The organism is Collimonas sp. PA-H2, assembly GCF_002564105.1.
In the GTDB taxonomy this organism is placed as follows: domain Bacteria; phylum Pseudomonadota; class Gammaproteobacteria; order Burkholderiales; family Burkholderiaceae_D; genus Collimonas.
Genome location: NZ_PDBX01000001.1, coordinates 3,937,885 through 3,956,752, shown reverse-complemented (window position 1 = coordinate 3,956,752; position 18,868 = coordinate 3,937,885). Strand labels below are relative to the sequence as shown.

The window sequence follows — 18,868 nt, the reverse complement described above, 5'->3', positions numbered from 1 at the left end:
CTGCGCCTTCTGCGTGCGCCATGCAGGTCATTCTTTTCTAGTACTTCATGACCACCAAACGGGTCTGGGTGAATTCCAGCATGCCGTGCTTGCCATCGTCGCCGCCCAGGCCGGAACGCTTCCAGCCGGCGTGGTAGCCCTGGTAGGGATCGGCCGGAATCCGGTTGATGTAGAGTTCGCCGGCTTCGATGTTGTTGGCGACCTGCATTGCGGTGCGGTAGTCGGTGGTGTAGATGATGGAAGACAGGCCGAACTGGTGATCGTTGGCCATCTCCAGGGCCTGCTCGACGCTGTCATACTCGACTACGCACAGTACAGGGCCGAATACTTCCTCCTGCACGATCTCCATCTCCTGGCGGCAGTTGCTGAGCAGGGTCGGCGGATAGAAAAAGCCCTTGCCTGCAGGGATGGCGCCGCCGGCTTCCAACGTTGCGCCGGCGGCGATGGCGCGCTCTACCATCCCATGTGTATTGCTGCGTGCCGCCGCATTGATCAACGGCCCCATGTGCGCCGGATTGTCGGCACGGTTGCCGCATTGCCGGCTGCCGAATTTTTCCCTGAGCAGCGCAATCAGCTTGGCCGCCACCTTGCGATTCACATACACGCGCTCCACCGCAGTACAGAGCTGCCCGCAATTGGTGGTCTTGGATGAGGTGATTTCATTCGCCGCCAGTTCCAGGTCGGCATCCGCTTCGACAATCACCGGCGTTTTCCCGCCCAGTTCCAGCGACGACTTTGCGATATTCGTCTTGGAATATTCCAGCACCTGGCGCCCGGCGCCGACGCTGCCGGTCAGTGTGATCATGCCAACCTTGGGATGGGTGCAGACGCTGGCCGCCACTTCGTGCTGCATGCTGAGGATGTTGACCACGCCCGGCGGCAAGCCGGCATCCAGCACCGCTTGCGCGATTTCAAAAGCCGAGCATGGCGTGTTGTTGCTGGGACGGACCACCACAGTGTTACCCGCAATCAGGGCCGGAGCGATTTTGCGCAGCAAGGTGTAGACCGGATAGTTGAATGGAATAAGGCAAGCCACCACGCCGATCGGCTCACGCATCAGCAGCAGGTTTTCCGAGGGCGAGTCGCTGGGAATGATTTCGCCCTCGATGCGGCGCGCCCACTCGGCATGATAGCGGGTGATCTCGGCAGCGTAGATGGCTTCATTGCTGGCGTCCTCCAGGCTCTTGCCGGATTCGGCGGCCAGCGCCTTGCCGATCTCGCCGGCACGCGCCACCAGGGCATCGGCCAGTTTATGCAGATGCCTGGCGCGTTCTACTGCGGGCAATTTCCGCCACGATTTTTGCGCAGCGGCGGCGGCATCGACCGCCGCCCGTGCCTGCTCCGGTGTGGCGGCAGAAACCTGACCCGCCAATTGTTCGGTGGCAGGATCACGCACGACGATGGCTTCATCGTTGACTGCGCTCACAAACTGATTGCCGATGAAATTCTTATAGATACGCATGACAGACTCTCTGAAAATGAAGGGACCGACCCAAGATAGCAGCTTCTCGGACTGGTCCGCAGAACGGCACGGGCATGCGCCGGCGCCGTGGAACGCTATTTTTTCGGCGTGTAGAAAGGATTGGAAATGCTGCCCAGCGCCTCCGCCAGTTCCTTGCGGCTGGGCCAGCCTTTGGCCAGCGCCCGCTGCGCCGCAAGGTAGGTCGCTTCGCAGTTGTTGGCATACACCTGGTCGGCGTCGTCGGCCAGCGGATTGACCCACACCGCTGCCACGGCGATCCACTCGTCTTCCGCTTCCGGCGGCAGCACGCCGTCCAGCAAGGCCTTGGTGACGCCATGGGCGACGCCGGCCTGGGCCGGGCCCCAGGTCATGTTTTCATGGTTCGGTGTGGTCAGCACCGCCTTACCGATGAACACGGTGGTGGGCTTGACCGGCATGTTGGGCTTAAGCACCGCCTGGAACGGGATATGTCCCGGTCCCGGGCTGCTGGCGGCGGTCACCGTGGCCGTTCCCATGGGGCCGTTTTTCGGGCCGAGGAACAAATTGATATGTGCTGCATTCGGACCGCTGCCGCAAAAACCTTCGCCAATCTTGATCATGTGGATTCCTTGTCTCTTTATGTAGGTATTGTCAGGTTGTAAAAATCAGGATTTGAAACTGCGTGGACGGCGTATTTCGTTGTAATCGTTGATCATGTCGCGCGGCCGGTAGGCTTGCTCCAGGAACTGGCGCTCTTCGACGCTGAGGACGATCTCGCCGGCTGCTACCGCCAGCTGCAGCTGTTCCGGGCTGTCGGCGCCGATGATGGGTACGGTAGAGTTGCCGTTCTGCGCCACCCAAGCCATGGCGATCTGCCCCGGCTGCACTGCGCGGTCGGCGGCGACCTTGACCACGCGGTTGGCGATTTCAACATCGATCTCGTCGCCGAAGAACTGCGTCAGGAAAGGATCGTGCTCAGTGCGCGCGCTCTTTTGCACGCCGGTCAGGTAGCCGCGCGCCAGCGGACTGAAGGTCGACACCGCGATGCCTTTGTCCTGGCAGTAAGGCATCATTTCGCGCTCTTCTTCGCGGTACAGCAGGCTGTACTGGCATTGCATGTTGACGAATTCAGTCCAGTTGTTTTGCCGCGCAATCGCATTCATCTCTGCGAATTGCCAGGAATACATGGTGCAGGCGCCGATATAGCGTGCCTTGCCGGATTTGACGATGTCGTGCAAAGCTTCCATGGTCTCGGCCAGCGGCGTGTGCGGATCGAATGCGTGCAGCAGGTAGAGGTCGATGTAGTCGGTGCCGATGCGCCGCAGCGAACGATCGATCGAGGCCATCAGATGCTTGCGCGACGAACCCTGGTCGTTGGCGTCCTCGCTCATGGCGTAGAAGGCCTTGGTGGCCAGCACCAGGCTGTCGCGTTGCTTGAGTTTCAACAGCGTGCGGCCGACCACCTCTTCATTGGCGCCGTTGGAATACCAGTCCGCCATGTCGAAGAAATTGATGCCGAGATCGAGCGCGCTCTTCAGGATAGGTGCGGTCTTGTCTTCATCCAGCACCCAGCCCTTCCACTTCGATGAGCCCATCGACATGGTGCCAAGGCAGAAACGCGAGACTTTGAGGCCGGTGCGGCCGAAGCGGACAGTTTGCATGAGAGGTGTTTTGAAATGGGTGGATGAGCAGCCATCGTAGGAGCAGGCAGCGGCTGCCGACAAACATCAAATACAGATTACGCCATCTAAAAAACGCATAACTGCCCGCAAGCCAAAAACAGATAAAACCTACATATACCGCGCAATTTCCGCTACGCAGGTGCAGGACATATGCTGGGCGAGCGGCTATGCATCACAAATTTGGATAGCACTATCTAATTATTGTGCTGGGCGGGATTGTCCTTTGCGCCGAATATATGCACAGACCAAACGCTTACCAGGAATCTTATGCAATTGCAAAATCCCCAGCTTCTCCGGCAACAGGCCTTGATCGGCAACGAATGGCAAGATGCGGACAAGCAAACCCGCTTCGAGGTCATCAACCCGGCCAGCGGCGCGGTCATCGCCAGCGTGCCGGATATGGGCGCCGCCGAAACCCAGCGCGCCGTCGCTGCCGCCGATGCTGCCTGGCCGGCATGGCGCCAGCGTACGGCCAAGGAGCGCAGCAACATCTTGCGCAAGTGGTACGAGCTGGTGATGGCCAATCAGGAAGACTTGGCGCAGCTGATGACAGCCGAACAAGGCAAGCCGCTGGCGGAAGCCCGCGGCGAAGTCGCCTATGCCGCCTCCTTCATCGAATGGTTTGCCGAAGAAGCACGGCGCAGCTATGGCGATGTGGTGCCGTCGCCGGCCAATGACCGCCGCATCGTGGTGATCAAGCAGCCGGTCGGCGTGACCGCGGCGATCACGCCTTGGAATTTCCCGCTGGCGATGATCACCCGCAAGGCAGCCCCGGCCCTGGCGGCAGGTTGCACCATGATTCTCAAGCCGGCCGAGCAAACCCCCTTGTCAGCCCTGGCGCTGGCCTACCTGGCGCAGCAGGCAGGCGTCCCCGGCGGCGTGTTGAACGTGATCACCGGCGATGCCGTGCAGATCGGCGGCGTGCTGACTTCCAGCGACGTGGTGCGCAAGCTGTCGTTCACCGGCTCGACCGCCGTCGGCCGCCTGCTGGCCCGGCAATCGGCCGATACTTTGAAGAAGCTATCGCTGGAGCTAGGCGGCAATGCGCCGTTTGTCGTGTTCGACGACGCCGACCTGGATGGCGCCGCCGATGGCGCGATGGCCTCGAAATTCCGTAATACCGGACAGACTTGCGTGTGTGCCAACCGCATCCTGGTGCAGGCGGGCGTATATGACGCCTTCGCCGCCAAGCTGACGGCGCGCGTGGCGGCCTTGAAAGTTGCCCCAGGCACTACAGAAGGCGCCACCCAAGGCCCCTTGATCGATAGCGATGCCCTGCGCAAAGTGGAGGAACACGTGGCCGATGCCTTGGCCAAGGGCGCCCGCCTGGCCACAGGCGGCGCCCGCCACCCTCTCGGCGGCACGTTTTACCAGCCGACCGTGCTGCTGGACGCCACGCCCGAGATGCAGCTGGCGCAGGAGGAAACCTTCGGCCCAGTGGCCGGTCTGTTCCGCTTCGACAGCGAAGCAGAGGCTATCGAACTGGCCAACGCCACCGAGTTCGGCTTGTCTGCCTATTTCTACAGCCGCGACATGGCGCGCGTATGGCGTGTGGCCGAAGCGCTGGAAGTCGGCATGGTCGGCATCAACACCGGCGTCATCTCGCATGCGGAAGCGCCGTTCGGCGGTGTCAAGCAATCCGGGCTGGGCCGCGAAGGCGGCAAATACGGCATCGACGAATACCTGGAATTGAAGTACCTGTGCATGGGAGGCCTGTAAAGCCATGTGAAGTCCAAAGCGCCAGCCGGTGCTTTGGACTAGCTGCAACAACCAAGTCCACGGCTGGTGACAGATACAGTGGATATGATAAAAAACCAAAGGAGAACATTTTGCAAAACATCATCAAAAAATGCGCCGGCGCCATGCTGCTGACCCTGGCAGCCAGCGCGGCGCAAGCCACCGCAACTCCGCAATGGTGCGCCGACGGCAAGCCGGTCAAGTTCGCCGGCGTCACCTGGGAAAGCGCGCAGTTCTTTACCGAGCTCGCCAATTTCATCGTCGCCAACGGCTATGGCTGCAAAACCGAAAGCGTCACCGGCAGCACTGCGGTAACCGAGACCGCGCTGGTGTCGAACGACCTGCAGGTCTGGGTCGAGCAATGGGACCGCACCAATGTCATCAAGAAGGGCCGTAGCGATGGCAAGATTGATCTGGTCGGCAACATCCTGGCCGGCGGCACCCGCGAAGGCTGGTTCGTGCCGGACTATGTGGTCAACGGCGATCCCAAGCGCGGCATCAAGGCGGTCGCTCCCGGCTTGAAATCGGTGGCCGACCTGCCGAAATACAAAGACCTGTTCAGCGACGATGAAGATCCGGCCAAGGGCCGCTTCCTGAATTGTCCTGCCGGCTGGGATTGCGAACGCATCAACAACCAGAAATTCAAGGCTTATAAGCTAGCCGCCAGCTATACCAATTTCCGGCCCGGTACCGGCGGCGCGCTGGACGCCACCATTTCCTCTGCTTACGAACGCGGCAAGCCTATCCTGTTCTACTACTGGTCGCCGGCCGGCCTGATGGGCAAGTACAAATTCGTGCAGCTGCAGGAACCGGAATTCACGGAAAAATGCTGGAAGACCGTGCAAAACACCACCACCGATGAGGTCTGCGGCACCGGCACGCCTTCCTTCAAGCTGACCATCGGCGTCTCGACCCCGTTCATCAAGGGCGCACCGGACATCATTGCCTTCTTCAACAAGCTCTCGGTACCGGCCGATATCGTCAACCACGCGATCACCGAAATGGGCGAACGCAAGGTCGGCGGCTCGGTGTTGGCCAAAGAGTTCCTGCAAAAAAACAAAGCGTTGTGGACGCAGTGGGTGCCGGCTGACGTCGCGCAAAAAATCGAAACCAAGTTGTAAGCAACTGCCCTGAAGCCTGCTGCTGCGCTATGCTGGCAGCGGGCTTGATCCCGCGTTTCATCGTCTCTTCGTATCAGCCGCACGCAGCACCTCATCCGCTTGCCAATGGCTGGCAACACCGTGCTTTCAGAAGGAATCAGCATGTCTTTCGAATTCTTTATCCCAATTTCATTTTCCGAAGTCTTAAATTCCGGTATCAGCAGCATCGTCCAGAAGTACGGCGACAGCCTGCACGACATTTCCACCTTCATGCTGCGCTACCTGATGGTACCGCTGGAAAGTTTCCTGCAATCGATACCGCCGTGGCTGGTGCTGACAGCGGTCGGCCTGATCAGCTACCACGCCTTGCGCCGGGTGCGCATGAGTCTGGCTTTCGTGCTGGCGCTGTACTTCATCGGCTGCCTGGGCTTGTGGGAAAAAACCATACAGACGCTCAGCATCATGTTGGTGTCGATCATCATTTCACTGGTCATTGGCATCCCTATCGGCATCATGATGGCGCGCAGCAAGCTGCTGTCGCGGCTGCTGCTGCCGCTGCTGGACGTGATGCAGACCTTCCCCATGTTTGTCTACATGCTGCCGGCGGTGATGCTGTTCAGCATCGGCAAGGTGCCCGCCGTGCTGGCCACCGTGATCTACGCGCTGCCGCCGTTGATACGCCTGACCGAGCTCGGCATCCGCCAGGTCGACCAGGAAACCCGCGACGCCGCCTGGTCCTTCGGCACCACCAAATTCCAGCTGTTGATGTGGGTGCAGCTGCCGCTGGCGCGTCCCAGCATCATGGCCGGCATCAACCAGACCACCATGCTAGCGCTGGCGATGGTGGTGGTGGCTTCGATGATCGGCGCACGCGGTCTGGGTGAGGATATCCTGCAAGGGCTGACCAACCTCGATTTCGGCAAAGGCGCGCATGCCGGCGTCGCCGTCGTCATACTGGCGATCGTGATCGACCGCATTACCCAGGCCTACGGCATGAACCGCCGCCAGCGCTCGCAACTGACCAAGCCGGAATAAATCATGAATCAAGCACACACTACTCCTAGCAAAATTTCGGTACGCAATATCTACAAAGTGTTTGGCGCGGATTGCGCAACGGCGCTGGACCTGCTGCGGCAGGACAAGAGCAAGGCGGAAGTCTTGCAGCAGACCGGCTGCAATGTCGGCCTGCGCGATATTTCACTGGAGATTCCGGAAGCTAAGATCTCCGTCATCATGGGCCTTTCCGGTTCCGGCAAATCGACCCTGGTGCGGCATTTCAACCGCCTGATCGATCCGACCCAGGGCGAAATCCTGATCGATGGCGAAAACATCCTCACGCTCGATGCCCATGGCTTGCGTCAACTGCGCCGCAACAAGATCAGCATGGTGTTCCAGAGCTTCGGCCTGCTGCCGCACTGGTCGGTGCTGGACAATACCGCCTTCGCCCTGCTGACGCGCGGCGTGAAAAAGAAGGAGGCGCACGAACAGGCCCATGAATGGCTGGAACGGGTCGGCCTGACAGGCTATTCCAAGGCCTATCCGGACCAGCTGTCCGGCGGCATGCGCCAGCGCGTCGGCCTGGCGCGGGCGCTGGCGGCCGATACCGACATCATCCTGATGGACGAAGCCTTCAGCGCGCTCGATCCGCTGATACGCGCGGAAATGCAGGATCAACTGCTGGTGCTGCAGGAACGCTTCAACAAGACCATCGTGTTCATCACCCACGACCTGGATGAAGCGATCCACATCGGCGCGCAGATCGCCATCTTGCGCGACGGCGTGCTGGTGCAGGTCGGCAGTGCCGACGACATCCTCAACCGTCCGGCAGACGACTACGTCAGGCGCTTCGTCGAACGCCGATCCAGCGGCAGCAGTCAGCCGGCCTAGCCGGCATCAGGCCTGCGCCGCTGCGGCCGGCAGGCCGGTGCGGCGCACCAGGTGCTGCAGTTCCAGCGAGGAATTGGCGAAACGCTGGATCATCCAGGAACGGAACGAAGCAATCGTTTCGTCCAGCAAGTCGTCGGAATGGGTCAGCAGGTAGTAGCCGTAGCCGTCGTCGACCCAGGCGTCGAACGGCTGCACCAGCGCACCGCTACGCAACTCGTCCTGGAACAGCAAAGGATCGAGCAGGGCGATGCCAGTGCCGCTCATCGCATATTGCGCCGCCAGGTTGGCGGTCTCGAACACCAGCCCGCGGTCCACCGAGACCTTGGACAGTTCGGCCTGCCGCACGAAACGGTCCCACAGACGATGGCGCGGCTGCCCTTCCAGGATCACGTGCACGATCTCGTTGCCGGCCACAAAATCCGCCAGGCTGGCGGCGTTGGCCGCCTGCAGCAGGCAGGGATGGCACAGCGGCGTCAGCCGCACATGCCAGAGCAGGTCGGCGATCAGATCATTGACTTCGGGCTTGGAATACACCACCGCGATATCGCTGTTGATATCCGGCATGCCGACCTTGTTGGGGATCACCAGGTCCAGCATCACATCCGGGAAGATATTCCTGAATTCGCGCAGGATAGGCACCGCAAGGTTATGCGCGAAGGTCGACGGCATCTGGATGTGCAGCACGCGGCGCGATTCGGCGCCGTCCTTGAGGATGTCTTTCAGCACATGCTCGATGCGGTCGAAGGACTTGTTCACCACCGGCAGCAGCGCCCGCCCCGCTTCGGTCAGCTCCAGATGCTGGTGCTTGCGGTCAAACAGCTTCACGCCCAGCAAGGCTTCCAGCGTCAGGATATGGCGGCTGACGGCGCTCTGCGAGACGAACAGGCTGTTCGCCGCGGCAGTCACGCTCAGATGCTTGCCGGCCGCCTCGAAAGCGCGCAATGCATTTAATGGCAGGCAGCGACGATCCATGGGTATCTCCTGTGATTTAGTTATCTTGGCAGCGCGTTGTCAGTATTTTATGCGCTGCTGTGCCTGACATTCTACTGGCAAATCCGCTCGCAACGCCGTTCTCCCCGTCAGCCGTGGATGGCGCGCCACCGCCATCCGGCCGCCTTCTCAAGCGTCCGTAGGACTTATCTGAATATGCGATAGGTCCATCTAATAATTGCGTTGGGAAACATCCGCCGAATCGCAGAAGATAAGCCGGCTCGCAGCATGCGCGCTCAAAAAATATATAACGACACGGAGACCAGGAATGATAAATCTGAATCGCGGCAGCAGCCGGCAATTGCGCCGCAAGACGTTCAAGTTAGGACTTGTCCTACTCGCAGCGGCAGCATCCCAGGCGCAGGCGCAAACCAGCGTAACCATGTACGGCAACCTGGATGTATCTATCGGCAAGGAAAGCGGCGGCGCGGTCATCATGGGGCGCGGCTACAACAACTGGCTGGGCTTCAAGGGGCAGGAAGACCTGGGCGACGGCCTGGCCACCATCTTCAATCTGCAGACCCGCTTCATACCCGCCACCGGCGCCCAGGAGCGTCCGACCACCTTCTTCCAGGGTGAGAGCACAGTCGGCCTGAAAAGCGGCAGCGCCGGCAGCTTGCGCATAGGCCGCGCGGTGACGCCCTTGTGGAACAATATCTGGCTGTTCGAGCCTTGGTACAACAGCGGCTTCAACGGTTCGCTGGCCAGCTACCAGACCGGCAGCTACAGCAGCGACGGCATCAGCGACGTCGCGCTCGGCTACGCCAACTTCGCGCGCATCAGCAATGGCGTGTTCTACGATTCGCCGGATTTTTCCGGCTTCCGCTTTGCCGTGGCCGGCGAGGTCGAAAGAAATCCGCTGGCGAAAACCCGCAACCTCGGCATCTCGCTCAACTATGGCAAAGGCCCGGTCGGCGCCATGGCATCCTATGAACGCAATGGCAATAGCGACAATATCTATTTCCTGGGCGGCTCCTACGATTTCAGCGGGCTGGTGCTGATGGGCTCTTATGCCCATACCAAACTGGTCGGCGTGAATGCGGCAGCGGCCGGCAGGAGCAGCGAACGGCTGATGGTGCTGGCGGCCACCTATGCGGTCGGCACGGACAGCATCAAGGCCGGCTACGGGCGCAACCAGGACAGCGGCAACCACAAGGTCAGCCTGGGCTACAGTCACCCGTTGTCTAAACGCACCATCCTGTACAGCGACCTGTACCGGGAAAAAATCAAGGCCGACACCACCGGCTATGCGGTCGGCATGAGCCATACTTTCTAGCCGTGCCCGGCATTCCAGCCGGGGCCGGCATAGCTCAAGTTTGCAGGATGTACACAAAGTGCCCACGCGTAAGCGATATCTTCCACATCGCGTGGGCATTGCATGCCCGCCCTACGGCTGAAATAAGCTATTTTTTTGATTCTTGCGCGGCAAATCCAATTCCCCCAGTAAAATGTTTCCTGACAGATTGAACTCGTTACATAAGGATACATCTGACACATTATCAACCTAGTGTTCAGCCCGCGAAGCTTTGATAATGACATTACTCAACAAACAAAAGATTTTCTGGAGGTAATAATGGACAACCCGAAACCAAGCAACCGCATTCACCCGCTGGTCGCCACCGCGGCCGTAGCAGTAACGCTGGCCAGCCTGATAGGCGTGGCCGCGATGACAGGCCTGTTCCCTAGCTCGCAGTCGACGCCGGCCTCAGTCGCCGCGCTGGCGCCAGGCTCTGCCGACTACAACCAGCAGCAACAACAAGCGCAACAACAGCCTCAGCAGCAGCCGCTGATGAACAACGGCATGCAGCAAGGTGGCCAGATGCAGCAAGGCGGCCAGAACGGCAATTACGCGCAGCCGCCGATGCAGGCACAGCAGCCGCAACAGCAACCCGTCCAGCGTCCCGAATATGCACAGGCGCCGCGCCAGTCCGCACCGTCACAGCCAGCAATCTGCCATAGCTGCGGCCAGGTTGAATCGATCCAGGCGATCCAGCACGCGGTCCCGCCTAGCGGCTTGGGCATTGCAGCCGGCGCGGTATTGGGCGGTGTGCTAGGCCATCAGGTCGGCCACGGCAACGGCAACACCCTGGCGACGGTCGCCGGTGCTGTCGGCGGCGGCTTTGCCGGCAACGAAGTGGAAAAACGCACCCGCAGCAACACCACCTATCAGGTAGTGGTGCGGATGGACGACGGCAAGACCCGCACCTTCCCGCAATCGGGCCAGGGCTGGCGTGTCGGCGATGCAGTTCGCGTCGTCAACGGTCACCTGGAAGGCCGCGGCTAAAACCGCTGCGCCAAATAAAAACCCGCTGTTGCTACTGATGTAGCGACAGCGGGTTTTTTATTGGGCCGGCGTTTATCTGGCTTCTTCTATCCAGGCTGCTTGTATCGCTTCCAGGATTTTCTCGCCGGTATGCTTGGGATCATCGTCGAAACCGTCCAGTTCCAGCACCCAGTTGTGCAAATCGGTGAACCGGATTTTTTCCGGATCGACGTCCGGGAATTTGTCGTACAAGGCTTCTGCAATCTGCAGTGAGTCTATCCATTTCATGGCGCTGCTCCGCTTAGTGGTTCTTAGTGGTTTTCGCTGGCGTGGTTGATGGTGTACTTGGGAATCTCGACTACCAGGTCTTGCTCGCCGAGGATGGCCTGGCAGGACAGGCGCGAAGTCGCTTCCAGCCCCCAGGCCATGTCCAGCAAGTCTTCTTCTTTGTCTTCAAGTTCGCCGAGCGAGGCAAAGCCTTCGCGCACCACGACGTGGCAGGTAGTGCAGGCGCAGGATTTTTCGCAGGCGTGCTCGATCTCGATGTCATGCTCGAGCAAGGCATCGCAGACCGACTGTCCGCGCGGGGCTTCAATCACAACGCCCTCTGGGCAATAGGTAGGATGGGGCAATACGACGATTTGGGGCACTTGGTTTACCTCGGGAATAGGTTGATTCTGCGTGTGAAATTATTCTGCAATTATTTACGACACCTGGTCCAGCGTCTTGCCGGTCAAGGCATCGTGCACGCTGCGGTCCATGCGGCGCGCGGCAAACTCCTCGGTGCCGTGCGCCAGCGCATCGACTGCCACCTTGATGGCCAGGTGGTCGCTGCCTTGCGCTTGTTCGCGGACAGCCGCGATCAAGACTGCAATCGCGCCCTGCTCTGCCGCCGACAACAGCGCGGCATCGCTCTGCAAGGCCGATTCGGTGGCCAGCACGATACGTTCGGCTTCCACCTGTTCTTCTTTCAAGGCGCGCGCCTGCATGTCGACGTCGGCTGAGGCAAACGACTCTTGCAGCATGCGGGCGATATCGTCATCTGCCAGGCCGTAAGACGGCTTGACGCTGATCGAAGCTTCCACGCCGGAGCGCAGTTCGCGCGCCGATACCGACAGCAAGCCATCGGCGTCGACCTGATAGGTAACACGGATACGCGCCGCGCCGGCCGCCATCGGTGGAATCCCGCGCAATTCAAACTTGGCCAGCGAACGGCAATCGCTGACCAGCTCGCGCTCGCCTTGCAGGACCTGGATCGCCATTGCGGTCTGGCCATCCTTGAAAGTGGTGAATTCCTGGGCGCGGGCGCAGGGAATGGTCGAGTTGCGCGGAATGACTTTTTCCACCAGGCCGCCCATGGTTTCTATGCCTAGCGACAAGGGAATCACATCCAGCAGCAGCCAGTCGTCGCCAGGAGCGCGGTTGCCGGCCAGCAGATTGGCCTGGATCGCCGCGCCCAGCGCGACTACTTTATCCGGATCGATATTCGCCAGCGGCGTAGTCTGAAAATATTCGCCGACCGCCTTGCGGATGCTAGGCATGCGGGTAGCGCCGCCGACCAGCACCACGCCATCGACGTCATCGATACTCAGTTCGGCATCGCGCAACGCCTTGCGGGTTGGCGTCAAAGTCTTGACCACCAGATGCTGGGTGATTGCCTCAAAAACTTCCGAAGTCAGCACCAGGTGCACCCGTTCGCCTGAATTCAGGACGGCGTCGATGGTCACCTCTGCCTTGGTCGACAGCAGTTCCTTGGCTTCGCGCGCCTTGACCATCAGTATCCGGGTGTCTTCATCGGATAAAGGCGCCAGCGCGGCTTCCTTGCTGATCCAGCAAATCAGTCGATGGTCGAAATCATCGCCGCCCAGCGCCGAATCGCCGCCGGTGGCCAGCACTTCAAACACGCCCTTGGTCAGCTTCAGGATAGAGATATCGAAAGTGCCGCCGCCGAGATCGTAGACCACGTAGACGCCTTCCGAGGCGTTGTCCAGGCCGTAGGCGATCGCCGCCGCAGTCGGTTCGTTCAGCAGGCGCAGCACATTCAGGCCGGCCAGCTTGGCTGCGTCCTTGGTGGCTTGGCGCTGTGCATCGTCGAAATAGGCCGGCACGGTGATCACGGCGCCGACCAGGTCGTCGCCCAGCGCGTCTTCCGCCTGCTGCCGCAGGGTGGCCAGGATTTCCGCCGAGATTTCCACCGGGCTCTTGACTCCAGCCACCGTCTTGAGCTGCACCATGCCAGGCACATCGAGGAAATCGTAAGGCAGGTTTTCTGCGTAGGCGATGTCCTTCAAGCCGCGGCCCATGAAACGCTTGACCGACAAAATGGTGTTCTTGGGATCGGTAGTCTGGGCTGCCTGCGCCTTGTAGCCGATGTGGGCATTGCCGTTCGGCAGATAGCGCACGATCGACGGCAGCAAAGGCCGGCCGGCTTCATCGTTGAGCACCTCGGGGATGCTGTTGCGGACCGTCGCTACCAGCGAATTGGTGGTGCCCAGGTCTATCCCCACCGCCAGCCGATGCTGATGCGGTGCGGTGGACATGCCGGGTTCTGAGATTTGCAAAAGTGCCATAGGGGTGTCTTGCTTTTCGTTGATTGCTGTTGATTGCGTTGATTGCTTATTGCGGCAAAGCGATGCGTATACCGAGTCCGATAAACGCCGTGCCCGCCAAGCGGTTCATGATAGTGGCTGCCGATTTCCTGCGCTGGAAGAACGCGCCGACCATGCCGGAAAACAGAGCGACCACGCTAAAAATGGCCAGCGCCTGCAGGATGAATATTGCCGCCAGCAGCAGCATCTGTGCCGGAATATGGCCAGCGCTTGCATTCACGAACTGCGGCAGGAATGCGATGAAGAACAGCGTTACTTTCGGATTCAGGATGTTGGCGATCACGCTCTGCCAATAGATGCGCGACAGCTTCATCGGCGGCGCCGTATCGCTGCCGCCCAGCTGGACAGCCGAATGCGAACGCAGGGTGCGCACGCCGATGTAGACCAGGTAGCCGGCGCCGGCATAGCGCAGCAGCGAATACGCCAACGGCGAAGCCTTGATCAGCGCGGCGAAACCCAGCACCGCCAGCATGGTATGGAAAATCAGGCCCGAGCTGAAGCCCAGCGCCGACACCAGCCCGGCCTTGCGGCCCTGGGCGATGCCGCGCGTCAGCACATAGATATTGTCCGGCCCCGGCGCCAGGGTCAGGGTCATTGCGGCGATAAGGAACAACCAGATTTCAGGCATGCTATTACTCGGCGAAGGATGAAATTGAAATAAACGGCTTAATCAGGATTCAAGAATGGCGAAGGCATTGCCGATTTCGTTGCCGAACTTGTCCAGGAACATCAGCTGCCGCACCAGTTGCGCCGCCTTTTCGAAATCGCCGGCATCCAGCAGCTTGCCGATCTCCTGCAGATCGGCCCTGCGGGCGGCGCGCAATTCGCGGTCCAGCTGCTCCAGCGCTGCCACGTTCTTGGCGGCGCGCGCATCGTCCAGCGTTTCGCGCCACTCCATCTGCTGCATCAGGAAAGCCGCCGGCATGGCCGTGTTCGACTCCGCCTGCAGCTCGACGCCGTTCAGCTCGCACAGGTAGGCGGCGCGCTTGAACGGGCTCTTCAGGACCTGGTAGGCTTCATTGGCGCGTGTGGTCCATTGCATCGCCACGCGCTTTTCAGCAGCAGTGGCGTTGACGAAACGGTCCGGATGCGTCTGGTTCTGCACCTCGTGGTAGGCCTGGTCCAGCGCCGTCATGTCGAGCGTGAAGTGTTGCGGCAGTTGGAACAGTTCGAAGTGATTTTGCATGGTTTTAAAGTAGCCTGGGCTGGCGTCGCCTGGCCCCAAGTGGCCGGCCATCTGCATGGGTCCGGCTATAAAACAAAAGCCTGTCGTACATCAACAGGCTTGGTCATCCATCTAATCCAGCGTGATGCAACCCGGCGCAGTCCGCCGGCGTCAGATGCGGAAACTCTCGCCGCAGCCGCACTCGTCCTTGACGTTCGGGTTGTAGAACTTGAAGCCTTCGTTCAAGCCTTCGCGGGCAAAGTCGAGCTCGGTACCGTCGATATACGGCAAGCTCTTGGGATCGACAAACACCTGGATCCCGTGCGATTCGAACACGGCGTCTTCATCCGTCTTCTCATCCACGTATTCCAGCTTGTAAGCCAGCCCCGAGCAGCCGGTGGTGCGCACGCCGAAACGCAGGCCGATGCCCTTGCCGCGCCGCTCGATATAGCGGTTGATATGCTTCGCCGCTTTTTCCGTAAGTGTGATTGCCATATACCGTCGATCTCTTTTCTGAGGTTATAAAACCCTCGGTCCTACCCATAACTTTGCAATTTAACCGCTGCATCTGACCAGTTGAGGACAGAGTAATTCGCCACGCTGCGGTGGCTCTTAAACCCTACCCGGGCAGCTCTGTCCCCAATTAGTTAAGCTGCTTGCTTCTGCTCGCCGTGCTTGGCCTTGTAATCCTCAACCGCGGCCTTGATTGCATCTTCCGCCAGGATCGAGCAGTGGATCTTGACCGGCGGCAGCGCCAGTTCTTCGGCGATCTGGGTGTTCTTGATCGACATGGCTTGATCCAAGGTCTTGCCCTTGACCCATTCGGTCACCAGCGACGACGAAGCAATCGCCGAGCCGCAGCCGTAGGTCTTGAATTTGGCGTCCTGGATGATGCCGTCGGCGCCGACCTTGATCTGCAATTTCATGACGTCGCCGCAAGCAGGCGCACCGACCATGCCGGTGCCTACAGTCTCGTCGCCTTTTTCAAAGGCGCCGACATTGCGTGGATTCTCGTAGTGGTCCAAAACTTTTGCTGAGTAAGACATTTTGTTGCTCCTTGTTTGATGCTGCGGCGCTGAAGATTCAATCAGCCGCAGAAAAATAGCTTAGTGCGCCGCCCATTGGATCGTACTGATATCGATCCCGTCTTTATACATATCCCACAGCGGCGACAGCTCGCGCAGTTTCGCAACCTTGGTCTTGATCAGTTCAATCGTGAAATCGATGTCTTCTTCGGTCGTGAAACGGCCGATGGTGAAGCGGATCGAGCTGTGCGCCAATTCGTCGCTGCGGCCCAGCGCGCGCAATACGTACGACGGCTCCAGGCTGGCCGAGGTGCAGGCCGAGCCTGACGAGACCGCGATGTCCTTGATCGCCATGATCAGCGATTCGCCTTCAACATAGTTGAAGCTGACATTCAGGTTGTGCGGCACGCGGTGCGCCATGTCGCCGTTGACATACACTTCTTCGATCGTTTGCAGGCCGGTCGCCAGGCGGTCGCGCAGCGCCTTGATGCGGACGATTTCTTCATCCATTTCTTCACGAGCGATTTCAAAAGCCGCGCCCATGCCGACGATCTGGTGGGTAGGCAAAGTGCCCGAACGCAAGCCGCGCTCGTGGCCGCCGCCGTGCATCTGCGCCTCCAGGCGCACGCGCGGCTTGCGCCGTACGTACAGGGCGCCGACGCCCTTAGGGCCGTAAGTCTTGTGCGCAGTGAAAGTCATCAGGTCGACTTTCCATTTTTCCAGGTCGATCACGACCTTGCCGGTGGCTTGCGCCGCATCGCAATGGAAAATGATGCCCTTCTGGCGGCACAGTTCGCCGATTTCTTCTATCGGCTGGATGACGCCGATTTCATTGTTCACCAACATGACCGAGATCAGGATGGTGTCCGGGCGGATCGCCGCTTCCAGCTGTTCCAGCGTGATCAGGCCGTTGTCCTGCGGTTGCAGGTAAGTCGCCTCGAAACCTTGGCGCTCCAGTTCGCGCACCACGTCCAGCACCGCCTTGTGTTCGGTCTTGACGGTGATGATGTGCTTGCCCTTGGTCTTGTAGAAATTGGCCGCGCCCTTGATCGCCAGGTTGTTGCCTTCGGTGGCGCCGGAAGTCCAGATGATCTCGCGCGAATCGGCGTTGACCAGCTTGGCGACCTGCTCGCGCGCGTCTTCGACGGCTTTTTCAGCAGACCAGCCATACATGTGGCTGCGCGAAGCCGGATTGCCGAACTGCTCGCGCAGGTAGGGAATCATCTTGTCGGCAACACGTGGATCGATCGGCGTAGTTGCCGAATAATCCATATAAATCGGGAAGTGAGGCGCCTTCAATGTGTCTATCAGGCTTTTTTCCAAGGGTGCGTTCATACTATTTTGAGCTCCAATCAAGCAACCAGGTGGGACCGGTGCATCACCACCACATTTTGTTCCAGGGTCTTCTTTTGCTGCGCGTGCTGCTGTTCTACCAAATCCTTGAGCGACACCGAATCCAGGTATTCGACCATCTTGGCGTTCAGGGTCGACCACAGATCGTGCGTCATGCAGCGGCTGCCGCCTTCGTGGTCCGGGCTGTGGCAATTTTCCTTGCCGCCGCACTGGGTCGCATCGAGCGGTTCGTCGACCGCGATTATGATATCGGCCACGGTGACGTCTTCCGCTTTGCGCGCCAGGTTGTATCCGCCGCCTGGCCCGCGTACGGATTCAACAATCTGGTGACGGCGCAACTTACCGAACAATTGTTCCAGATACGATAGGGAAATCTCTTGCCGCTCGCTGATGGCGGACAAGGTCACAGGACCCTTGCCCTGGCGCAATGCCAAATCGATCATCGCAGTTACCGCAAACCGGCCTTTTGTCGTCAGACGCATGTAATCTCCGCTCTTGAACCTATCTATCCGCGCCCTTCCGTTCAGGAAAAGCGAAGTGTTACGACAGTATACCAAACTTGAGTGAATCCGTCAGGTATTGCCCGATTCCTGGAATCCCGCGCTGGCCGTGGCTTTCAAGGCGATTGTCATTTAATCAACCACAGAAATATGGGGTATACCGAAAAGCCCTGATTTCAGGGAAAAATAAGGCATTTCTTATAGAGCGGCAGCAGGGAAAAAGCGTTTCCTGCAAAAAATTTATGCAAGGAAGCGACGCTTAAACCTATAATGTCGACCCTCCCGCACAGTACTCTTTCGACACGCTTAGCATGGCCATCCGCAAATCCAAGACATCGCAATCACCGACCCAGAGAGCCGACCAGAAGCGCGTCGACATCCTGAAGTCCGCCGGCAAGTGTTTCCGCAAGAACGGCTTCCACCAGACCTCGATGCAGGAAATCTGCGCCGAAGTAGGCCTGGGACCGGGCGCGGTGTACCGCTATTTCACCAGCAAGGATGCCATCATCGCGGCCATGGCGGAGGACGAGCGGCGCCAGGCGCGCACCATGCTGTCGGAATTCCACGATACCGACGACCTGCCGCAAGCCTTGTCGGCCATCACCCGTGCTTTCGCCCAGCGTTACGCGGCGGTCAGCGACGCCGGCCTGATGACGGAAATCTATGCCGAAGGCTTGCGCAACAAGCGGGTCGGTGCGGTGATCAAGAAGGCGGAGACGGAATGGGTGGACGGCCTGGCAGACATGCTGCGCACCGCCCAGGAACGCGGCCAGATCGACACTGCGCTGGATGCCCAGCAGGCGGCGTTGCTGCTGACCGCGATGTGGGACGGCATCGTGATCCGCCAGGCGTATACACAGGAAGTGCCGGAAGGAATGCTGGCGCTGTTCGACGACATGCTCAAGCGCTGGCTGTCCACTGCCGCGGTGAGCAGCAAGCGGGCCAAGCCGGCGCCTGCCCCCGCGCCGAAAAAGGCGCCTGCCGCTCCGCAGTTCGACTTTGCGCCAGAACCGGAAGCGGAGCCAGAGGCGGACAAGGCAGCTACCCAGGCCGAAACCGACCTGCGCCAGATGAGCCTGATTTAATTTAATTATTTAATGATTTAGCCCGGGCCAG

At 59.8% G+C, this 18,868-nt stretch carries 20 protein-coding genes; 7 read left to right on the top strand and 13 right to left on the bottom strand.

The window, feature by feature from the left end:
- Positions 1 to 37 precede the first annotated feature (37 nt).
- The 3 genes from aldA to BCF11_RS18200 all read right to left on the bottom strand — a co-directional run bounded on the left by aldA (position 38) and on the right by BCF11_RS18200 (position 3,102).
- Complete coding sequence (gene aldA, locus BCF11_RS18210; protein ID WP_098495996.1) at positions 38 to 1,462, bottom strand: aldehyde dehydrogenase; 1,425 nt, start codon at positions 1,460 to 1,462, stop codon at positions 38 to 40.
- Between the two features lie 95 nt (positions 1,463 to 1,557).
- Positions 1,558 to 2,061 (bottom strand): formaldehyde-activating enzyme, encoded by a 504-nt coding sequence (fae, locus tag BCF11_RS18205; RefSeq protein ID WP_098495995.1) that lies wholly within the window; start codon positions 2,059 to 2,061, stop codon positions 1,558 to 1,560.
- 45 nt (positions 2,062 to 2,106) lie between these two features.
- Complete coding sequence (locus tag BCF11_RS18200) at positions 2,107 to 3,102, bottom strand: aldo/keto reductase (RefSeq protein WP_098495994.1); 996 nt, start codon at positions 3,100 to 3,102, stop codon at positions 2,107 to 2,109.
- 288 nt (positions 3,103 to 3,390) lie between these two features.
- Here BCF11_RS18200 and BCF11_RS18195 point away from each other — a divergent pair, with 288 nt between their 5' ends.
- The 4 genes from BCF11_RS18195 (at position 3,391) to BCF11_RS18180 (ending at position 7,847) form a co-directional block, all read left to right on the top strand.
- The gene (locus BCF11_RS18195) at positions 3,391 to 4,842 is read left to right on the top strand and encodes an NAD-dependent succinate-semialdehyde dehydrogenase (protein WP_098495993.1); all 1,452 of its coding nucleotides are present in this window, start codon (positions 3,391 to 3,393) and stop codon (positions 4,840 to 4,842) included.
- Positions 4,843 to 4,952: 110 nt separating this feature from the next.
- Entirely contained in the window at positions 4,953 to 5,981 is a 1,029-nt protein-coding gene (locus tag BCF11_RS18190) for an ABC transporter substrate-binding protein (protein ID WP_233212532.1), read from the top strand.
- A gap of 141 nt (positions 5,982 to 6,122) precedes the next feature.
- Positions 6,123 to 6,995 carry a proline/glycine betaine ABC transporter permease gene (locus BCF11_RS18185; protein WP_098495992.1) on the top strand — a complete coding sequence of 291 codons (873 nt, stop codon included), beginning with the start codon at positions 6,123 to 6,125 and terminating at the stop codon, positions 6,993 to 6,995.
- Between the two features lie 3 nt (positions 6,996 to 6,998).
- Positions 6,999 to 7,847 carry a glycine betaine/L-proline ABC transporter ATP-binding protein gene (locus BCF11_RS18180; protein ID WP_098495991.1) on the top strand — a complete coding sequence of 283 codons (849 nt, stop codon included), beginning with the start codon at positions 6,999 to 7,001 and terminating at the stop codon, positions 7,845 to 7,847.
- Positions 7,848 to 7,853: 6 nt separating this feature from the next.
- On the opposite strand, the gene BCF11_RS18175 is transcribed toward BCF11_RS18180, so the two are convergent.
- Positions 7,854 to 8,819, bottom strand: a complete 966-nt coding sequence (locus BCF11_RS18175; protein ID WP_098495990.1) for a LysR substrate-binding domain-containing protein — start codon at positions 8,817 to 8,819, stop codon at positions 7,854 to 7,856.
- A gap of 286 nt (positions 8,820 to 9,105) precedes the next feature.
- Between BCF11_RS18175 and BCF11_RS18170 the strand changes: the two genes are divergently transcribed.
- Together BCF11_RS18170 and BCF11_RS18165 are read left to right on the top strand one after the other, a co-directional pair.
- Positions 9,106 to 10,113 (top strand): porin, encoded by a 1,008-nt coding sequence (locus BCF11_RS18170; protein ID WP_098495989.1) that lies wholly within the window; start codon positions 9,106 to 9,108, stop codon positions 10,111 to 10,113.
- A 297-nt stretch (positions 10,114 to 10,410) separates the two neighbouring features.
- Complete coding sequence (locus BCF11_RS18165; protein ID WP_098495988.1) at positions 10,411 to 11,121, top strand: glycine zipper 2TM domain-containing protein; 711 nt, start codon at positions 10,411 to 10,413, stop codon at positions 11,119 to 11,121.
- A gap of 72 nt (positions 11,122 to 11,193) precedes the next feature.
- Here the strand turns inward: BCF11_RS18165 and iscX are convergent, their stop codons facing one another.
- From iscX to iscR, 9 genes are all read right to left on the bottom strand, one after another.
- Positions 11,194 to 11,388 carry a Fe-S cluster assembly protein IscX gene (gene iscX, locus BCF11_RS18160; RefSeq protein WP_098495987.1) on the bottom strand — a complete coding sequence of 65 codons (195 nt, stop codon included), beginning with the start codon at positions 11,386 to 11,388 and terminating at the stop codon, positions 11,194 to 11,196.
- A 23-nt stretch (positions 11,389 to 11,411) separates the two neighbouring features.
- Positions 11,412 to 11,750: an ISC system 2Fe-2S type ferredoxin gene (gene fdx, locus BCF11_RS18155; RefSeq protein ID WP_098495986.1), complete on the bottom strand. Its 339-nt coding sequence runs from the start codon at positions 11,748 to 11,750 to the stop codon at positions 11,412 to 11,414.
- A 54-nt stretch (positions 11,751 to 11,804) separates the two neighbouring features.
- Entirely contained in the window at positions 11,805 to 13,670 is a 1,866-nt protein-coding gene (gene hscA, locus BCF11_RS18150) for a Fe-S protein assembly chaperone HscA (RefSeq protein WP_098495985.1), read from the bottom strand.
- Positions 13,671 to 13,716: 46 nt separating this feature from the next.
- Positions 13,717 to 14,337 carry a LysE family translocator gene (locus BCF11_RS18145; RefSeq protein WP_098495984.1) on the bottom strand — a complete coding sequence of 207 codons (621 nt, stop codon included), beginning with the start codon at positions 14,335 to 14,337 and terminating at the stop codon, positions 13,717 to 13,719.
- Between the two features lie 42 nt (positions 14,338 to 14,379).
- Entirely contained in the window at positions 14,380 to 14,895 is a 516-nt protein-coding gene (gene hscB, locus BCF11_RS18140) for a Fe-S protein assembly co-chaperone HscB (RefSeq protein ID WP_098497564.1), read from the bottom strand.
- A 150-nt stretch (positions 14,896 to 15,045) separates the two neighbouring features.
- On the bottom strand, positions 15,046 to 15,369 hold the full coding sequence (iscA, locus tag BCF11_RS18135; protein WP_014007106.1) for an iron-sulfur cluster assembly protein IscA: 324 nt from the start codon (positions 15,367 to 15,369) through the stop codon (positions 15,046 to 15,048).
- A gap of 152 nt (positions 15,370 to 15,521) precedes the next feature.
- A complete protein-coding gene (gene iscU / locus BCF11_RS18130; RefSeq protein WP_092357272.1) occupies positions 15,522 to 15,920 on the bottom strand; it encodes a Fe-S cluster assembly scaffold IscU in 399 nt (132 codons plus the stop codon).
- 60 nt (positions 15,921 to 15,980) lie between these two features.
- Positions 15,981 to 17,234, bottom strand: coding sequence for an IscS subfamily cysteine desulfurase (locus BCF11_RS18125; protein ID WP_098495983.1), 1,254 nt, complete (start codon positions 17,232 to 17,234; stop codon positions 15,981 to 15,983).
- A 17-nt stretch (positions 17,235 to 17,251) separates the two neighbouring features.
- Complete coding sequence (gene iscR / locus BCF11_RS18120) at positions 17,252 to 17,734, bottom strand: Fe-S cluster assembly transcriptional regulator IscR (protein ID WP_098495982.1); 483 nt, start codon at positions 17,732 to 17,734, stop codon at positions 17,252 to 17,254.
- A 329-nt stretch (positions 17,735 to 18,063) separates the two neighbouring features.
- Here iscR and BCF11_RS18115 point away from each other — a divergent pair, with 329 nt between their 5' ends.
- On the top strand, positions 18,064 to 18,837 hold the full coding sequence (locus tag BCF11_RS18115) for a TetR/AcrR family transcriptional regulator (RefSeq protein ID WP_098495981.1): 774 nt from the start codon (positions 18,064 to 18,066) through the stop codon (positions 18,835 to 18,837).
- The last annotated feature ends 31 nt before the right edge of the window (positions 18,838 to 18,868 follow it).